This is a genomic window from Agrococcus jejuensis, from assembly GCF_007679035.1.
GTDB classification, from domain to species: Bacteria; Actinomycetota; Actinomycetes; order Actinomycetales; family Microbacteriaceae; genus Agrococcus; species Agrococcus jejuensis_A.
Genome location: NZ_VEFR01000001.1, coordinates 646,600 through 661,473, shown reverse-complemented (window position 1 = coordinate 661,473; position 14,874 = coordinate 646,600). Strand labels below are relative to the sequence as shown.

Genomic DNA, 14,874 nt, shown 5'->3' with positions numbered 1-14,874 from the left:
GCGTAGGGTGAGGCCATGCCGACCACCGTCGCCGTCATCACCGTCTCCGACCGCTCCGCGAGCGGCGCGCGTCGCGACGCGGGCGGCCCCATCGCCGTCGAGGCGTTCCGCGCCGCCGGCTTCGACTGCCCCGACGCGACGATCGTGCCCGACGGCGCGCAGAGCGTGGCGGATGCGCTGCGCGCGGCGATCGCCGGCGGCGCGCGCGTGGTCGTGACGACGGGCGGCACCGGGCTCGCGCCCCGCGACGAGACGCCCGAGGGCACGGCGCAGGTGCTCGAGACGCACGTGCCCGGCATCGCCGAGGAGCTGCGCCGCATCGGCACCGCGGAGCTGCCGCAGGGCATGCTCTCGCGCGGGCTGGCGGGCATCGCGCAGGGCGCCCTCGTCGTGAACCTGCCCGGGTCGCCGAACGCCGTGACGTCGGGCATGCCCGTCGTGCTGTCGGTCGCCGGCCACGTCGTGCACCAGCTGGACGGCGCCGACCACCCGTGAGCGTGCGCATCGCCCGCGTCGTCGACGAGCCGCTCGACGTCGCAGCCCATCTCGACGCCGTCGACGACCCGAGCGCGGGCGCGACGACGTCGTTCGTCGGCCGCGTGCGCGACCATGACCCCGACGCGGCGGGCGCCGTGGTCGGCCTCGAGTACTCCGCGCATCCCGACGCCGAGTCGACGCTGCGGGCGATCGCCGAGCGCGCCGTCGGCAGCACGGGTGCGATCGTCGCCGTGAGCCATCGCGTCGGCAGGCTCGGCGTCGGCGACGTCGCCGTCGTCATCGCGGTCTCGTCGTCGCATCGCGCGGAGGCGTTCGAGGTGTGCCGAGCGGTGATCGAGACGATCAAGACCGACCTGCCCGTCTGGAAGCGGCAGGTCGAGGCCGACGGCACGACGGCCTGGAAGGGCATCGGCGGCTGAGCCGCCGACGGCGTCAGCCGCCTGCGAAGGGCGGCAGCACGTCGACGAGCACGTCGTCGCCCAGGGCGGTCTCGTCGTCGACGCGCGCGCCGTCGACGAGCACGGCGCAGCGCGGCAGGATGCCGCCGAGGCCGGGACGCTCGGTCGCCAGCGCCGCCCGCAGCGCACCGAGCGTCGCCTCGGGGCGCTGCTCGCTCGCGACGCCTGCGAGCTCCTCGGCGGCGGCGAAGTAGCGGACGCGCGCCATCAGTCCTCGTCGTCCTCGAGCGACCACGAGCCCGACCGGCCGCCCTCCTTCGCGGTGATGCGCAGTCGCTCGATCGACGTCGAGCGATCCATGCCCTTCACCATGTCGACGATGGCGAGCGCCGCGACCGACACGGCCGTGAGCGCCTCCATCTCGACGCCCGTGCGGTCGGCCGTGCGCACGGTGGCCGCGACCTCGACGCCCTCGTCGACGATCTCGAGGTCGACGACGGCACCGTGCACGCCGATGACGTGCGCGAGCGGCAGCAGCGTCGCGGTGTGCTTGGCGGCCTGGATGCCGGCGATGCGTGCGACGGCGAGCACGTCGCCCTTCGGCGCGGTGCCGTCGCGCAGCGTCGCGACGACGGCGGGGGAGCAGCGCACGAATCCGCGGGCCGACGCCGACCGCACCGTGGGTTGCTTCGCCGTGACGTCGACCATGCGGGCGTGGCCCGCGGCATCGAGGTGCGTGAGGCTCATGCGACCAGCATGACATCGACGAGATCGCCGACCGCCACGGCCTCGACGTCGGCGGGCACGATCGCGTAGGCCTCGGCGCGGCCGAGGCCGCCGGCGAGGTGCGAGCCCGAGCCACCTGCGGTCGCGGGTGCGACGGTCCACCGTGCGGGATCCGAGCGATCGACGACCGCGGGCAGGTACTGCCTGCGCCCAGGAGGCGTGCGCCACGCCGCGGCGGCGGGCAGGGTCGCGCGCGCTCGCTCGCCATCGATGCGCCCCTGCAGCGCGAGCAGCGCAGGGCGCACGAACGTCTCGAACGAGACGGCGGAGCTCACGGGGTTGCCGGGGAGGCCGAAGAGCAGCGGCCCGTCGGGCAGGCGCCCGAACCCCTGCGGCTTGCCGGGCTGCATCGCGACGCGCACGAACGCCATCGCGTCGGCGAGCTCGGTGCGCACGACCTCGTACGCGCCGGCGCTGACGCCGCCGGAGAGGATGACCGCGTCGACGCCGTCGAGGCCCGCGAGCAGCGACCGCAGCGACGAGCCCTCGTCGTCGATCGTGCTGCGGTGCACGACGAGCGCACCGGCCTCGGCCGCGAGCGTCGCGAGCAGGATGCCGTTGGAGTCGGGGATCTGGCCGCGGCGCAGCGGCATGCCGGGGGCGACGAGCTCGGAGCCGGTCGAGACGATCGCGACGCGCGGGCGACGCGAGACGACGACCTCGGCGACGCCCGCCGCCGCTGCCGCCGAGCACTGCAGCGGACCCATCCACGTGCCGGCCGCGAGCACCTCGTCGCCGCGGCGCGCGTCCTGGCCGCCGCGGCGCACGAAGGCGCCGGTCGCGGAGGGCGCTGCGACGACCGTCGCGGTGCCGAGCGAGTCGCTGAGCCCGCCCACGGTGTCCTCGAAGGGCACGATCGCGTCGGCGTCCGAGGGGATCGCGGAGCCCGTCATGATGCGGGCAGCCTGGCCGGCGGCGAGCGACGGGTCGTCGGGGCTGCCGGCGGGCAGGTCGGCGACGACCTCGAGCGTCACGGGCGCATCGGCGCTCGCCGCCCGCACGTCGGCGAAGCGCACCGCGAAGCCGTCCATCGCCGAGTTGTCGAAGGCGGGGATGTCGTTGGCCGCGAGCACGGGCTCGCGCAGCACCGTGCCGTGCGCAGCGGCGACGGCCACCGTCTCGCGCTCGAGCAGCGCGACGGCGGCGAGCACCTCGGCGAGGTGCTCCTCGACGGATCGCATCGCGCTCATGCAAGGTCCTCCTCGGGTCCCAGTGCATCCACGGATGCCAGTGCTTCGATGCCACCCGCGAGCACGGATGCCTCGATGCCGGCCTCGCGCAGCGCGCGCGCCGCCTGCAGCGCACGCGTGCCGCGCTGGCACACGACGACGAACGGTCCCGCGCCCGCCGCGGCCGGATCGGCGAGGAGCGTGGCGAGCGGCAGCAGCGCGGAGCCGGGGATGATGCCCGCGGCGGTCTCGTGCGGCTCGCGGACGTCGAGCACGATGGCACCCGCGTCGCGCGCGGCCGCGGCGTCGGCGACCGTGACGTGCGGCACCGGGGCGGGCGCCGCGGGCGTCGCGGCGGGAGCGCCGTCGGCCGCGCGCAGCGGCACCTCGGTCTGGCGCGCGCGCAGCGCGTCGATCACGGCGACGCGACCGAGCAGAGGCTCGCCGATGCCCGTGACGAGCTTGACGGCCTCGAGCGCCATGAGACCGCCCACCTGCAGGCACAGCGCGCCCAGCACGCCCACCTGCGCGCACGTCGGCACCTCGCCGACGCTCTCGGGCGGGTAGAGGTCGTCGAGCGCGACGGGCGACGCGCCGGCCGGTGGGCTCGACCAGAGCACGGTGACCTGCGCGTGGAACTCCTGCACGACGCCCCAGACGAGCGGCACGCCCAGCTCCTCGCACGCGGCGGCGACGGCAGCACGGGTCTCGAACGTGTCGGTGCCGTCGATCACCACGTCGGCGCCGGCGAGCAGGCTCGCGGCGGAGTCGGCCGTGACGCGCAGCCGCACTGCCTCGACGCGCGTCTCCGGCGACAGGTCGGCGGCGGCGCGCACGGCGGAGTCGGCCTTCGGCCGGCCGACGTCGGTCATGCGGTGCAGCACCTGCCGCTGCAGGTTCGACGCCTCGACGGCGTCGTCGTCGAGGATCGTGATCGTGCCGATGCCCGCGGCGGCGAGCGCGAGCACGACGGGGGAGCCGAGCCCGCCCGCGCCGACGACGGCGACGTGCGCGGCGGCGAGTCGGCGCTGCCCGAGCTCGCCGAATCCCGCGAGCACGGCGTGCCGTGCCGTGCGGCGCTGCTCCGCAGCGCTCAGGTGCTCGACCGGCTCGACCAGCGGTGGGAACGGCATGCTGCCCAGGCTAGGCGCTGCGACCGCGAAGGAGCGGTCGGCGACATCGGCCCGCTGCCCGACCGATCCGCATCCGCGGGCCTGCGCCGCACGATCATCCGCGGATGCGGCTATGATCGCTGCATGGACACCTTCCGCATCGCCGAGGCAGCACGACTGCTCGGCGTGAGCGACGACACCGTGCGGCGCTGGATCGACCACGGCGCGCTGCCGACGACGGGCGAGAGCCCGGCGCGCATCCCCGGCGCAGCGCTCGCGGCGCACGCCGTCGAGCTCGCGAGGGCGGCGGAGGATCCGGCATCGACGACGTCGAGCGCGCGCAACCGCTTCGTCGGGCTCGTCACGCGCGTGCAGCGCGACGGCGTCATGGCGCAGGTCGACATCCAGGCGGGCCCCCACCGCGTCGTCTCCCTGATGTCCGCCGAGGCCGTCGACGAGCTCGCGCTCGCGCCAGGCTCGCTGGCCGTCGCCGTCGTGAAGGCCACCACCGTCATCGTCGAGGCACCGGGGGGCTGACCGTGCGCATCTCCAGGCTCCCCGCAGCGGGCATCGCCCTCGCCGCCCTCGTGCTCGCCGGCTGCGCGAGCGGCGGTGCGGCGCCGGAGTCGTCGACCGAGGCGACGGCGTCCGACGACGCGCTCACGGGCGAGCTCACGATCTTCGCCGCCGCCTCGCTCACCGCCGCGTTCGACGAGCTGAGCGCCGAGTTCGAGGACCTCCACCCCGGCGTCGACGTGCGTCCCATCACGTACGACGGGTCGTCGACGCTCGCGACGCAGATCGAGGAGGGTGCACCCGTCGACGTGTTCGCCTCCGCCGACGAGGCGAGCATGCAGCGCGTCGTCGACGCGGGCCTCGCGGCCGATCCGCAGGCGTTCGCGACGAACACGCTCGTGCTCGTCGTGCCCGCGGGCAACCCCCGCGGCGTCGAGGGCCTCGCCGACCTCGCCGATCCCGACCTCACCGTCGTGCTCTGCGCGCCCGAGGTGCCGTGCGGTGCCGCATCCGAGCGCCTGCTCGAGGCCGCCGGCGTGACGGCGGCGGTCGACAGCGCCGAGCAGAACGTGACCGCCGTGCTCACGAAGGTCGAGACGGGGGAGGCCGACGCCGGCCTCGTCTACGTGACCGACGCTGCGACGACCGACGACGTCGAGACCGTGGAGACCGAGGGTGCGGACGAGGTGGTGAACACCTATCCGGTGGTCGCGCTCGACGACGCGGCGAACCCGGACGCCGCCGCCGCGTTCGTCGCGTTCGTGCGCAGCGAGGAAGGGCTCGCCGTGCTCGCCGAGCTCGGCTTCGGCGCACCGTGAGCCGCGCCGAGCGCGAGGCGAGCGCGCCGCGCGGCTTCGTGCCGCGCGCGCTGCTCGTGCCGGCGGCGCTCGGCCTCGCCCTGCTGGTCGTGCCGCTGCTCGCGCTCGTCGGACGCGTCGAGTGGTCGACGCTCGTCGCCGACGTCACGGCGCCCGCAGCGCTCTCGGCGCTCGGGCTGTCGCTGCAGACCGGGCTCGTCGCGACGCTCCTCTGCATCGTGCTCGGCGTGCCGATCGCCCTGTGCATCGCCCGCTCGGGCGACCGCGTCGCAGCGCTGCTGCGCGCCGTCGTGACGGTGCCGCTCGTGCTGCCCCCCATGGTCGGCGGCGTCGCGCTGCTCTTCCTCTTCGGCCGGACCGGCTGGCTCGGACCGCTGCTGGCCGACTGGGGCATCCGCATCCCCTTCTCGACGCCCGCCGTCGTGCTCGCCCAGACGTTCGTCGCGCTCCCCTTCCTCGTGCTCGCGGTCGAGGGATCCCTGCGCTCGGTCGGGGTGGGCTACGAGCAGGCGGCCGCGGCCCTCGGCGCGGGCCGGTGGCGCATCCTGCTGCGCATCACGCTGCCGCTCGCGGCGCCGGGGCTCGTCGCCGGCATCATCCTGTGCTTCGCGCGCGCGATCGGCGAGTTCGGGGCGACGGCGCTCTTCGCAGGCAACGCGCCCGGCACGACGCAGACGATGCCGCTCGCGATCTACACGGCCTTCAACGGCGCCGGCGTCTCGCAGGGCACCGCCGTCGCGCTGTCGCTGCTGCTGCTCGCCACCTCGGTCGCGGTGCTGCTGCTCGTGCGCGCGTGGCGCCCGGGAGCCGCACGGTGACCGCCGCAGCCCTCGACGCGCACGTCGTCGTGGCGCGGCGCGACTTCACGCTCGACGCGTCGATCCGCGTCGAGGCGGGCGAGGTCGTCGCCGTCATGGGGCCGAGCGGAGCAGGCAAGTCGACGCTGCTCGGCGCGCTCGCGGGCCTCGTGCGCCCCACGGGCGGTCGCGTCCTGCTGGGCGATGCCGTGCTCGACGACGGCTCGCGACGCGCGCACGTCGCGCCCATGCATCGCGGCGTCGTGCTGCTCGGTCAGGATCCGCGCCTCTTCCCGCACCTCGGCGCGCGCGACAACGTCGCCTTCGCGCTGCACGCGCGGGGCGTGCGCGGCGTGGAGGCGACTCGTCGCGCCACCTCCTGGCTCGACCGCGTGGGCCTGGGCGGTGCGACCGATCGTCGACCCGCGCAGCTGTCGGGCGGCCAGCAGCAGCGCGTCGCCCTCGCACGCGCGCTGGCGGCGGCACCGCAGGCGCTGCTGCTCGACGAGCCCCTGACGTCCCTCGACCCCGAGACCGCGGCGGACATCCGCTCGGTGCTGGCCGAGCAGCTCGCCGAGACGAGCATGACCACCGTCGTCGTCACGCACGACGCCATCGACGCCGTCGCCCTCGCCGACCGGCTCGTGATCGTCGAGCGGGGTCGCGTCGTGCAGCACGATGCGGTGCGCGCGGTGCTCGACGCGCCTGCGACGCGGTTCGCGGCCGCGATCGCCGGCGTGAACCGCCTCGAGGGCGTCGCGAGCGGCGGGGGATGGGCGTCGGCGGATGCGCGACTCGCGCTGCCCGGCAGCGACGCGGTACGCCGTCCGGCGCCGACCGGGCAGGGTCGAGCGCTCGTGGCCGTGTTCCCGCCCGCGGCCGTGGAGGTGCGGCCCGGCGGCGATCCTTCGCGCGATCCGAGCGCCTGGCCGGCGCGCGTCGTGCGGCTCGAGGCGACCCTCGGCGGCGTCCGCGTCGTCGCGGAGGCCGATGGGCAGCTCGTCGCCGCCGAGCTCGCCCTCGCGCACGCGGCCGATCTCGCTCTCGCGCCCGGCGTCCCGGTGACGCTGCGCATCGAGCCCGCCGCGGTGCGACTCCTCGTGTCGTGACGCGACGGTGCGGAGCGGCCCCGCGGACGGATTGCCGGTTGCGCCATCGGCGGAAGCCCGCTCGCCCTCTCGTCGCCCGCGGACGCGCGCAGTAGCGTCGGAGCATGCAGCAGGAGCGACGCCCGTGAGCGCGACGCCGGTCACGATCGGCCGTCGCCCGAGCGTGCTGCCGAGCGACGAGGCAGCCTCCGGGCCGCTCGTCGACGGGTTCGGACGCGTGCACCGCGACCTGCGCGTCTCGCTCACCGATCGCTGCTCGCTGCGCTGCACCTACTGCATGCCCGAGCAGGGCATGGAGTGGCTCGCTCGCACGAGCATCCTCACGCTCGACGAGATCGAGCGCGTCGCACGCGTCGCGGCGGCAGCGGGCATCACGACCCTGCGCCTCACGGGCGGCGAGCCGCTGCTGCGGCCCGACATCGTCGAGGTCGTCGACCGTCTCTCGCGCATCCGGGGCGTCGACGGCGAGCCGCTGCATCTGGCGATGACGACGAACGGCATCCGGCTCGCGGAGCTGCTCCCGCAGCTCGTCGACGCGGGCCTGCGACGCCTCAACATCTCGATCGACACGATCGACCGCGAGCGGTTCGCCGCCCTCACGCGGCGCGATCGACTCGACGACGTGCTCGCGGGCATCGAGGCGGCTCGCGCCTCCGGCCTGCGCCCGCTCAAGCTCAACGCCGTCGCGATGCGCGGCGTCAACGACGACGAGCTCGTCGACCTCGTCGAGTTCGCGATCGCGCACGATGCGCAGCTGCGGTTCATCGAGCAGATGCCGCTCGACGCCGGCCACACATGGGATCGCGCGACGATGGTGACGCGCGAGGAGATCCTCGAGACGCTCTCGGCGCGCTGGGACCTCGAGCCCGTGCCCGGGCGCGGAGGCGCGCCCGCGGAGCGCTGGACGCTCGCGGGCGAGACGACGCGCGACGGCCAGCCGCACACCGTGGGCGTCATCGCCTCGGTCACGGCGCCGTTCTGCGGCGACTGCGACCGACTGCGCCTCACGGCCGACGGCCAGCTGCGCAACTGCCTCTTCTCGACGAGCGAGTACGACCTGCTGCCGGTGCTGCGCGGCGACGCCCCCACCGACGCGGCGATCGATGCCGTGCTGCGTGCCTGCGTCCGCGGCAAGCTGCCCGGCCATGCCATCGACGATCCGGGCTTCCTGCAGCCGGCGCGCGGCATGAACGCCATCGGCGGCTGACGGCGCACATCGCGGGCTGGCTGCTGCGCGCGGACGCCGGCTGCCGTGCGCACGTCGTCGCTGCGGCATCCGTGCGCTCGGGTGCCGCCGCCGCACGCACGACGACGGGGCCGGCCCGAAGGCCGACCCCGTCGCATCACCCGTGTCGATCGCAGATCGACTCGATCCGAGGATCGAGGCACCCGATCACATCGGGGGCATCAGCACCGAGTCGATGAGGTAGACGGTCGCGTTCGCCGTCTGGACGCCACCGCAGATGACCGTCGCGGTGCCGTTCACCGTGATGTCGTCGCCCGAGCCCTCGACCGTGAGGGTCGCGCCGTTGACCGTGGTGTGCTCGCCGTCGATGTCGTCGGGAGCGATCTGGCCGGGGATGACGTGGTACGTGAGCACCGACGTCAGCGTCGCAGCACCCTCGGGCGTCTGCAGGGCAGCGACCGTGTCGGCCGGCAGCGCCGCGAAGGCGTCGTCGACCGGTGCGAAGACGGTGAACTCGTCGCCGTTGAGCGTGTCGACGAGGTTGACGTCGGGGTTCAGCTGGCCCGACACGGCAGCCGTGAGCTGCGTGAGGAGCGGGTTGTTGGAGGCGGCGACCGCGACCGGGTCCTCGGCCATGCCTGCGACGGAGCCGTCGCCGTCCGGCACTGCCTCCGCGTAGGCGGCGCAGCCGGAGCCGACGAGGTTGGCAGCGGGGTCGGCGGCTGCCGACGTCTCAGGGGCCTCCGAGGCGGAGGTCTCGGGTGCCGACGACTCGTCGGAGCCGCTGTCGGAGGTGCCGGTCGAGCAGCCGACGAGCGCGAACGTCGCGACGCCTGCCAGCACGAGTCCCGCGGTGAGCGGGTTCCTTCGGGTGAGCATCACAGCTCTCCTTCCACTGTCCATCATTGGATCGGAATCCCGACGTTCGCCGGGGCTGAGAGGGCTTCGTCGCGTTCGCTCAGCCGGATTGGAATGGATCGGGATCCGATCGCGTTCGCGCGCGCGCCATCCGTGGACGCGCCTGCTCCGAAGCACTAGCGACGCGAGGAGGCCTCCATGCAGGAGACCGCGATCACCGAGGCGCCCTGGGCGCCCACGATCGACGAGCCGCTCGCGACGTCCCTCCCTGCCGAGATCGGCACGCGGAGGCCCTGAGACGCACGGCGGGGATGCCTCCTGTCCTCGCATCCCCGCCGTGCCCAGCGATCGCGCCTCGCTCGACTGCCAGGCGGACGCGCGGGCCCTAGCGGGCGTCGGACCGTGGTGGCCAGGGCAGCCAGCGCGCGCCGTCGCGCGCTGCGAGCAGGGCGCGCGCGGCGCGTCGTCGAGCGCGGCCGCCGGCGCCCATGCTGCGCGCCGAACCCCAGCCGCTCGCTCGCACCGCGCCGTCCGCATCCTCGATCGCGTATCCGATGCCGCGATCCGTCGACTCCTGCAGTCGACCGTCGGCGACGGCCAGCACGAGCTCCTCGAGGTCGTCGGCGACGCGCTCCCACGGCTCGTCGCAGGCCTCGCAGCCGCAGACGGGGTAGAGGCCCTCATGCGCGGCGCCTGCGCGCAGGCGGATGCCCGGGTAGTCGGTCCACGCGATGGTGAGGGCTGCGGCATCGCGAGCGGTGGCCTCGACGCGCACGGCGCGCAGCAGCCTCGGGCCGTCGCCGCCGAACCACGAGGTCGCCTCGTCGAGCGCATCCGTGGTGGAGGCGTCGAACGTCGTGACGAGGTGCGCGACCAGCGCGTCGGCGATCGGATGCAGGGGAGCGAAGCGCTCGGGGTGCGCGTCGACGGAGTACGTCTCCTCCGGTGGGCCATCCATGCCCCACCGCTCGCCGAACGCGATCGGCGAGCCGTCGGCATCCACGATCCGAGGCGTCACGACGGCAGGGCGTGCGTACGGCATGCCGCATCCTCGCATCCGAGCCTCCACCGCCGCACGACGACGCCCCCGGTCGGCGAGGACCGGGGGCGTCGAGTCGTAGGGAGCTGCTGCTACGTGCCCATCACGAGCAGCGGCTGCGTGGTCGGCTGCTCCGAGCCGCCCTCGGGCTCGACCGTGATGGCGACGCCGTCGCCCTCGTCGAGCGTGCCGTCGAGCGCGTGCACGACGCTGCCGTCGCCGCCCGCGAACGTGCCTGCCGGGATCGGGTCGCCGTCGGCAGGCATGAACCACGCCTGGTAGACCTCGTCGGCCTCGAGCTGCGAGAGCCCCTCGAAGACGAACGCGGCCTCGCCCTGCTCGTCGGACCACATGAGCGTGGCGCGCGAGCCGTCGGCGAGCGACGCGGTCTGCGTGCGCACGTCGGCAGCGTGCACGAGCGCCGACACCGGGTCGGGCGTGCGGATGGCCTGGCCGATGCCGATGCCGCCCACGAGCAGCACGACCGCTGCTGCGGCGGCGCCGAGCAGGGAGCCAGGACGCTGGAACCAGCGGCGTCGTGCCGCGAGCTCGCGCGGACCGACGACGGTCGAGCCGCCGCCCACGAGCGCGGGCTCGCGATCGTCGTCCACCTCGGCGTCGACGGCATCGGACGACTCGACGGCCGCGACCGCGGGCCTTGCCTCGGCGGCGATCTCCTCGGCGGTCAGCTGCTCGGTCGCAGCCACCTGCTCGAAGATGCGCGCACGCAGCTCGGCCGGCGGTGCGATGGCGACGGCGTCGGCGAGTGCCGCAGCGGTCTCGCGCATGTCGGACAGCTCGGCGAGCGTCGCCTCGTCTGCCTCTGCGTCGAATCGACGACGCTCGTCGGCCGCGAGCGCGTCCAGCGCCCGAGCCGCGATGTCTTCACGGTGCTTCATGGTCACGACACCCCCAATGCCGCGCGGAGACGGATCATGCCGTCTCGCAGCCTCGTCTTCACGGTCCCGAGCGGCGTATCCAGCCGCTCGGCGATCTCGGTCTGCGTGAGCCCGCCGTAGTAGGCGAGTACGATGGCCTCTCGATGCGCCTCGGTCAGCGTCGCGAGCGCCTCGCGGACGCGGGCGCCCTCGACCTTCACGTCCGCCGCCTCGCTGACGACGTCGAACGGCGCCACGGAGTCGCGGATGCCGATGCGCTCGTCGCGGTCGCGCTGGGCCTGCGACGATCGCACGCGATCGACGGCCTTCGAATGCGCGAGCGCGAGCGCCCAGCCCACGGAGGATCCGCGGGCGGGGTCGAACGTCTGCGCCTTGCGCCACATGTCCACGAACACCTCCTGCGTCACCTCCTCGGCCTGCGAGCGATCGACGAGCACGCGGAGCACGAGTCCGAAGACCCGCGCCGACAGCGCGTCGTAGACGATCGCGAAGGCCTCGCGATCGCCGCCGGCGACGCGCACGAGCGCATCGTCGACCTCGGTCGCACGCCTGGTGGGCGTCACGGGGCTCGACTCTGGGACTGCTGGCACATGCACCAGCATCCCACGTGGGCTTCGCGACACCGGTCGGTGCCACGGCGTTGCGATCGTCGTCACGGGTGTGCTTCGGAACGCCTCACGCATCGGATTGGCACAGTCGCAGATCGGATCCCCTCCGTCCCTCGGGTGACACGCCGTGGTGGGCTAGACTCGCTCGGTGCGCCTCCTGCCAGGGCTCGGCGCCCACGGGGCGTAGCTCAGCCTGGCTAGAGCACCCGCTTTGGGAGCGGGAGGCCGCGGGTTCGAATCCCGCCGCCCCGACACCCACAGACCCACCCGAATCCGAATCCAGGAGACGACCACGTGAAGACCACGGTCGAGCAGCTCGAGCCGACGCGCGCGAAGCTCACCATCGCGGTGACCCCCGAGGAGCTGCGTCCCGCCATCGACGCCGCCTACAAGGAGATCGCGGAGCAGATCCAGATCCCCGGCTTCCGCAAGGGCAAGGTGCCCGCGGCCATCATCGACCAGCGCATCGGTCGCGACCAGGTGCTGAGCCAGGCGGTGTCCGAGTCCATCGACGAGCACTACCGTGCCGGCGTCGCCGAGTCGGGCATCAAGCCCCTCGGCCGCCCGAGCGCCGACATCGCCACGTGGCCCGAGGCCAAGGACTACTCCGGCGACCTCGTGCTCGAGATCGAGGTCGACGTGCGCCCCGAGTTCGAGATGCCGGCCCTCGAGGGCCGCACCGTCGAGGTCTCGCCCGTCGCGATCGGCGACGAGGCGATCGACGCGGAGCTCGACACGCTGCGCTCGCGCTTCGGCACCCTCGTGACCGTCGATCGTCCCGCCGCCAAGGGCGACTTCGTGACGCTCGACCTCGTCGCGACCATCGACGGCGCCGAGGTCGACCGCGCCGCAGGCGTCTCGTACGAGGTCGGCTCCGGCGAGCTGCTCGACGGCATCGACGACGCCATCGAGACGCTGACGGCCGGCGAGGACACCACGTTCACGTCGACGCTCGTCGGCGGCGAGCACGCCGGCGCCGACGCCGAGGTCGCCGTGTCGGTCACGGCCGTCAAGGAGCGCGAGCTCCCGGCCGCCGACGACGACTTCGCCCAGATGGCCAGCCAGTTCGACACGATCGCCGAGCTCCGCGAGGACCTCTCGACGAACGTCGCCCGCCGCGAGACCCTGCGCCAGGCGCAGGACGCTCGCCAGGCGCTGCAGGAGGCCCTCGTGGCCGACGCCGACATCCCCGTGCCGACGCAGGCCGTCGAGGACGAGGTGCACCGCCACCTCGAGGGCGAGAACCGCCTCGAGGACGACGTGCACCGCGCAGAGGTGACGGAGGAGACGCAGAAGCAGATCCGCTCGGGCATCCTCTTCGACCGCATCGCGGAGGAGCAGGACCTGCAGGTCTCGCAGACCGAGCTCTCGCAGTACGTCATGCAGATGGCGCAGCAGTACCAGATGCCGCCGCAGGAGCTCGTCGAGATCCTCCAGCAGAACGGTCAGCTGCCGACGATCCTCGCCGACCTGCTGCGCGGCAAGGCGCTCACGTGGGCGCTCGGCAAGGTCGAGGTCAAGGACACCGACGGCGCCGTCGTCGACCTGTCCGAGTTCACGCAGACGGAGCCCGAGACGACCGAGAGCGACGTCGAGGCCGCCATCCGCCAGGCCGAGGCGCGCATCGCCGCCGACGCCCAGGACTGATCCGATCGAAGGGGCCCGACCGCGTGCGGTCGGGCCCCTTCGTCGTCCCCGCACGCCTGCGGCGAACAGGGCCCGGCGCGTGCGTTGCACCCCCATAGGGTTGATCCCGACCGAAGGAGCATGACGTGGCTGAAACCGGCTTCCCGCCCACTGTCTTCGACCGGCTGCTGCGCGATCGCATCATCTGGCTCGGCGAGGACGTGCGCGACGACAACGCGAACGAGATCTGCGCGAAGATCCTGCTGCTCGCAGCCGAGGATCCGAACAAGGACATCTACCTCTACATCAACTCGCCCGGCGGCTCGGTCACCGCGGGCATGGCGATCTACGACACGATGCAGTTCGTGCCGAACGACATCGTCACGGTCGGCATCGGCATGGCCGCCTCGATGGGGCAGCTGCTGCTGACGTCGGGCACGATCGGCAAGCGCTACATCACGCCGAACGCGCGCGTGCTGCTGCACCAGCCCCACGGTGGCTTCGGCGGCACCTCGTCCGACATCCAGACGCAGGCGCAGCTCATCCTCGACATGAAGCGCCGCCTCGCCGAGATCACGGCCGAGCGCACCGGCAAGACGGTCGAGCAGGTCAACGCCGACGGCGACCGCGACCGCTGGTTCACGGCGCAGGAGGCGCTCGAGTACGGCTTCGTCGACCACCTCCGCGAGTCGGCGACCGACGTCGCGGGCGGCGGCGGCACCGATCAGGAGGAGAACCGATGACCCCGACGTTCGAGGCGGGCGGGCAGTCGCTCGCGCTGCCGCAGTCGCGCTACATCCTGCCGCAGTTCGAGGAGCGCACGCCCTACGGATTCAAGCGCCAGGACCCGTACAACAAGCTGTTCGAGGACCGCATCATCTTCCTCGGCGTGCAGGTCGACGACGCCTCGGCCGACGACATCATGGCGCAGCTGCTCGTGCTGGAGTCGCAGGACCCCGAGCGCGACATCGTCATGTACATCAACTCGCCCGGTGGCTCGTTCACGGCCATGACGGCGATCTACGACACGATGCAGTACATCCGTCCGCAGGTGCAGACGGTGTGCCTCGGCCAGGCGGCGTCCGCCGCAGCCGTGCTGCTCGGCGCCGGCGAGCCCGGCAAGCGCCTCGCGCTGCCGAACGCACGCATCCTCATCCACCAGCCGTCGACGTCGGATGCGTCGCGCGGCCAGGCCTCGGACATCGAGATCCAGGCGCGCGAGGTGCTGCGCATGCGCGGCTGGCTCGAGCAGACGCTCGCGTCGCACACGAAGAAGGACGTCGAGCAGGTGTCGAAGGACATCGAGCGCGACACGTTCCTCTCGGCCGAGGAGGCGCTGGAGTACGGCCTCATCGACCAGGTGCTGACGTCGCGCAAGACGCAGCCCGCGCTGCTGGGCTGAGCCCCGTCGTCAGGAAGGCCCCCACCCGCGTCGGGTGGGGGCCTTCTCGTCGG

18 protein-coding genes and 1 tRNA gene are annotated in these 14,874 nt (G+C 73.7%); 11 read left to right on the top strand and 8 right to left on the bottom strand.

What is annotated here, in order from left to right; all coding sequences use genetic code 11:
* The first annotated feature begins 15 nt into the window (after window positions 1–15).
* Window positions 16–495, top strand: coding sequence for a MogA/MoaB family molybdenum cofactor biosynthesis protein (locus FS793_RS03150; protein WP_144718411.1), 480 nt, complete (start codon window positions 16–18; stop codon window positions 493–495).
* Window positions 492–917, top strand: coding sequence for a molybdenum cofactor biosynthesis protein MoaE (locus FS793_RS03145; RefSeq protein WP_144718409.1), 426 nt, complete (start codon window positions 492–494; stop codon window positions 915–917). Before FS793_RS03150 ends, FS793_RS03145 begins: the two co-directional genes overlap by 4 nt.
* Window positions 918–930: 13 nt before the next feature.
* On the opposite strand, the gene FS793_RS03140 is transcribed toward FS793_RS03145, so the two are convergent.
* From FS793_RS03140 to FS793_RS03125, 4 genes are read right to left on the bottom strand one after another with little or no spacing between them, the layout of a single operon-like run.
* Window positions 931–1,164, bottom strand: a complete 234-nt coding sequence (locus FS793_RS03140; RefSeq protein WP_144718407.1) for a MoaD/ThiS family protein — start codon at window positions 1,162–1,164, stop codon at window positions 931–933.
* A complete protein-coding gene (gene moaC / locus FS793_RS03135; RefSeq protein WP_144718405.1) occupies window positions 1,164–1,643 on the bottom strand; it encodes a cyclic pyranopterin monophosphate synthase MoaC in 480 nt (159 codons plus the stop codon). Before moaC ends, FS793_RS03140 begins: the two co-directional genes overlap by 1 nt.
* Entirely contained in the window at window positions 1,640–2,872 is a 1,233-nt protein-coding gene (locus FS793_RS03130) for a molybdopterin molybdotransferase MoeA (RefSeq protein WP_144718403.1), read from the bottom strand. Before FS793_RS03130 ends, moaC begins: the two co-directional genes overlap by 4 nt.
* Entirely contained in the window at window positions 2,869–3,984 is a 1,116-nt protein-coding gene (locus tag FS793_RS03125) for a ThiF family adenylyltransferase (protein WP_144718401.1), read from the bottom strand. The genes FS793_RS03130 and FS793_RS03125 overlap by 4 nt, the downstream gene beginning before the upstream one ends.
* A gap of 123 nt (window positions 3,985–4,107) precedes the next feature.
* On the opposite strand from FS793_RS03125, the gene FS793_RS03120 reads away from it, so the two are divergent.
* The 5 genes from FS793_RS03120 to moaA all read left to right on the top strand — a co-directional run bounded on the left by FS793_RS03120 (window position 4,108) and on the right by moaA (window position 8,410).
* Window positions 4,108–4,500 carry a TOBE domain-containing protein gene (locus FS793_RS03120; RefSeq protein WP_144718399.1) on the top strand — a complete coding sequence of 131 codons (393 nt, stop codon included), beginning with the start codon at window positions 4,108–4,110 and terminating at the stop codon, window positions 4,498–4,500.
* Window positions 4,501–4,502: 2 nt separating this feature from the next.
* Window positions 4,503–5,297, top strand: a complete 795-nt coding sequence (gene modA, locus FS793_RS03115; RefSeq protein WP_144718397.1) for a molybdate ABC transporter substrate-binding protein — start codon at window positions 4,503–4,505, stop codon at window positions 5,295–5,297.
* The gene (locus FS793_RS03110; RefSeq protein ID WP_144718395.1) at window positions 5,294–6,115 is read left to right on the top strand and encodes an ABC transporter permease; all 822 of its coding nucleotides are present in this window, start codon (window positions 5,294–5,296) and stop codon (window positions 6,113–6,115) included. The genes modA and FS793_RS03110 overlap by 4 nt, the downstream gene beginning before the upstream one ends.
* Window positions 6,112–7,203, top strand: a complete 1,092-nt coding sequence (locus FS793_RS03105; RefSeq protein WP_260979995.1) for an ABC transporter ATP-binding protein — start codon at window positions 6,112–6,114, stop codon at window positions 7,201–7,203. Before FS793_RS03110 ends, FS793_RS03105 begins: the two co-directional genes overlap by 4 nt.
* A gap of 124 nt (window positions 7,204–7,327) precedes the next feature.
* Window positions 7,328–8,410 (top strand): GTP 3',8-cyclase MoaA, encoded by a 1,083-nt coding sequence (gene moaA, locus FS793_RS03100; protein ID WP_144718391.1) that lies wholly within the window; start codon window positions 7,328–7,330, stop codon window positions 8,408–8,410.
* A gap of 186 nt (window positions 8,411–8,596) precedes the next feature.
* Here moaA and FS793_RS03095 read toward each other — a convergent pair whose 3' ends face one another.
* The 4 genes from FS793_RS03095 to sigK form a co-directional block, all read right to left on the bottom strand.
* A complete protein-coding gene (locus tag FS793_RS03095) occupies window positions 8,597–9,268 on the bottom strand; it encodes a fasciclin domain-containing protein (RefSeq protein WP_144718389.1) in 672 nt (223 codons plus the stop codon).
* A 364-nt stretch (window positions 9,269–9,632) separates the two neighbouring features.
* The gene (locus tag FS793_RS03090; RefSeq protein WP_144718387.1) at window positions 9,633–10,289 is read right to left on the bottom strand and encodes a DUF6226 family protein; all 657 of its coding nucleotides are present in this window, start codon (window positions 10,287–10,289) and stop codon (window positions 9,633–9,635) included.
* An 89-nt stretch (window positions 10,290–10,378) separates the two neighbouring features.
* Window positions 10,379–11,185: an anti-sigma factor gene (locus tag FS793_RS03085; protein ID WP_260980065.1), complete on the bottom strand. Its 807-nt coding sequence runs from the start codon at window positions 11,183–11,185 to the stop codon at window positions 10,379–10,381.
* 2 nt (window positions 11,186–11,187) lie between these two features.
* A complete protein-coding gene (sigK, locus tag FS793_RS03080; protein WP_260979994.1) occupies window positions 11,188–11,748 on the bottom strand; it encodes an ECF RNA polymerase sigma factor SigK in 561 nt (186 codons plus the stop codon).
* Between the two features lie 222 nt (window positions 11,749–11,970).
* Here sigK and FS793_RS03075 point away from each other — a divergent pair.
* The 4 genes from FS793_RS03075 to FS793_RS03060 all read left to right on the top strand — a co-directional run bounded on the left by FS793_RS03075 (window position 11,971) and on the right by FS793_RS03060 (window position 14,821).
* Window positions 11,971–12,045 (top strand) — tRNA-Pro (locus tag FS793_RS03075).
* A gap of 42 nt (window positions 12,046–12,087) precedes the next feature.
* Window positions 12,088–13,440 carry a trigger factor gene (gene tig / locus FS793_RS03070; protein ID WP_144718381.1) on the top strand — a complete coding sequence of 451 codons (1,353 nt, stop codon included), beginning with the start codon at window positions 12,088–12,090 and terminating at the stop codon, window positions 13,438–13,440.
* Window positions 13,441–13,565: 125 nt separating this feature from the next.
* Window positions 13,566–14,162 (top strand): ATP-dependent Clp protease proteolytic subunit, encoded by a 597-nt coding sequence (locus FS793_RS03065; protein WP_092506410.1) that lies wholly within the window; start codon window positions 13,566–13,568, stop codon window positions 14,160–14,162.
* Window positions 14,159–14,821, top strand: a complete 663-nt coding sequence (locus FS793_RS03060; protein WP_144718379.1) for an ATP-dependent Clp protease proteolytic subunit — start codon at window positions 14,159–14,161, stop codon at window positions 14,819–14,821. Before FS793_RS03065 ends, FS793_RS03060 begins: the two co-directional genes overlap by 4 nt.
* The last annotated feature ends 53 nt before the right edge of the window (window positions 14,822–14,874 follow it).

Excerpts from the sequence above, each read along its gene's own strand:
- FS793_RS03150 (WP_144718411.1), top strand. The coding sequence starts at position 16 with ATGCCGACCACCGTCGCCGTCATCACCGTCTCCGACCGCTCCGCGAGC.
- FS793_RS03140 (WP_144718407.1), bottom strand. The coding sequence starts at position 1,164 with ATGGCGCGCGTCCGCTACTTCGCCGCCGCCGAGGAGCTCGCAGGCGTC.
- moaC (WP_144718405.1), bottom strand. The coding sequence starts at position 1,643 with ATGAGCCTCACGCACCTCGATGCCGCGGGCCACGCCCGCATGGTCGAC.
- FS793_RS03130 (WP_144718403.1), bottom strand. The coding sequence starts at position 2,872 with ATGAGCGCGATGCGATCCGTCGAGGAGCACCTCGCCGAGGTGCTCGCC.
- FS793_RS03125 (WP_144718401.1), bottom strand. The coding sequence starts at position 3,984 with ATGCCGTTCCCACCGCTGGTCGAGCCGGTCGAGCACCTGAGCGCTGCG.
- FS793_RS03120 (WP_144718399.1), top strand. The coding sequence starts at position 4,108 with ATGGACACCTTCCGCATCGCCGAGGCAGCACGACTGCTCGGCGTGAGC.
- FS793_RS03095 (WP_144718389.1), bottom strand. The coding sequence starts at position 9,268 with ATGCTCACCCGAAGGAACCCGCTCACCGCGGGACTCGTGCTGGCAGGC.
- FS793_RS03090 (WP_144718387.1), bottom strand. The coding sequence starts at position 10,289 with ATGCCGTACGCACGCCCTGCCGTCGTGACGCCTCGGATCGTGGATGCC.
- FS793_RS03085 (WP_260980065.1), bottom strand. The coding sequence starts at position 11,185 with ATGAAGCACCGTGAAGACATCGCGGCTCGGGCGCTGGACGCGCTCGCG.
- FS793_RS03060 (WP_144718379.1), top strand. The coding sequence starts at position 14,159 with ATGACCCCGACGTTCGAGGCGGGCGGGCAGTCGCTCGCGCTGCCGCAG.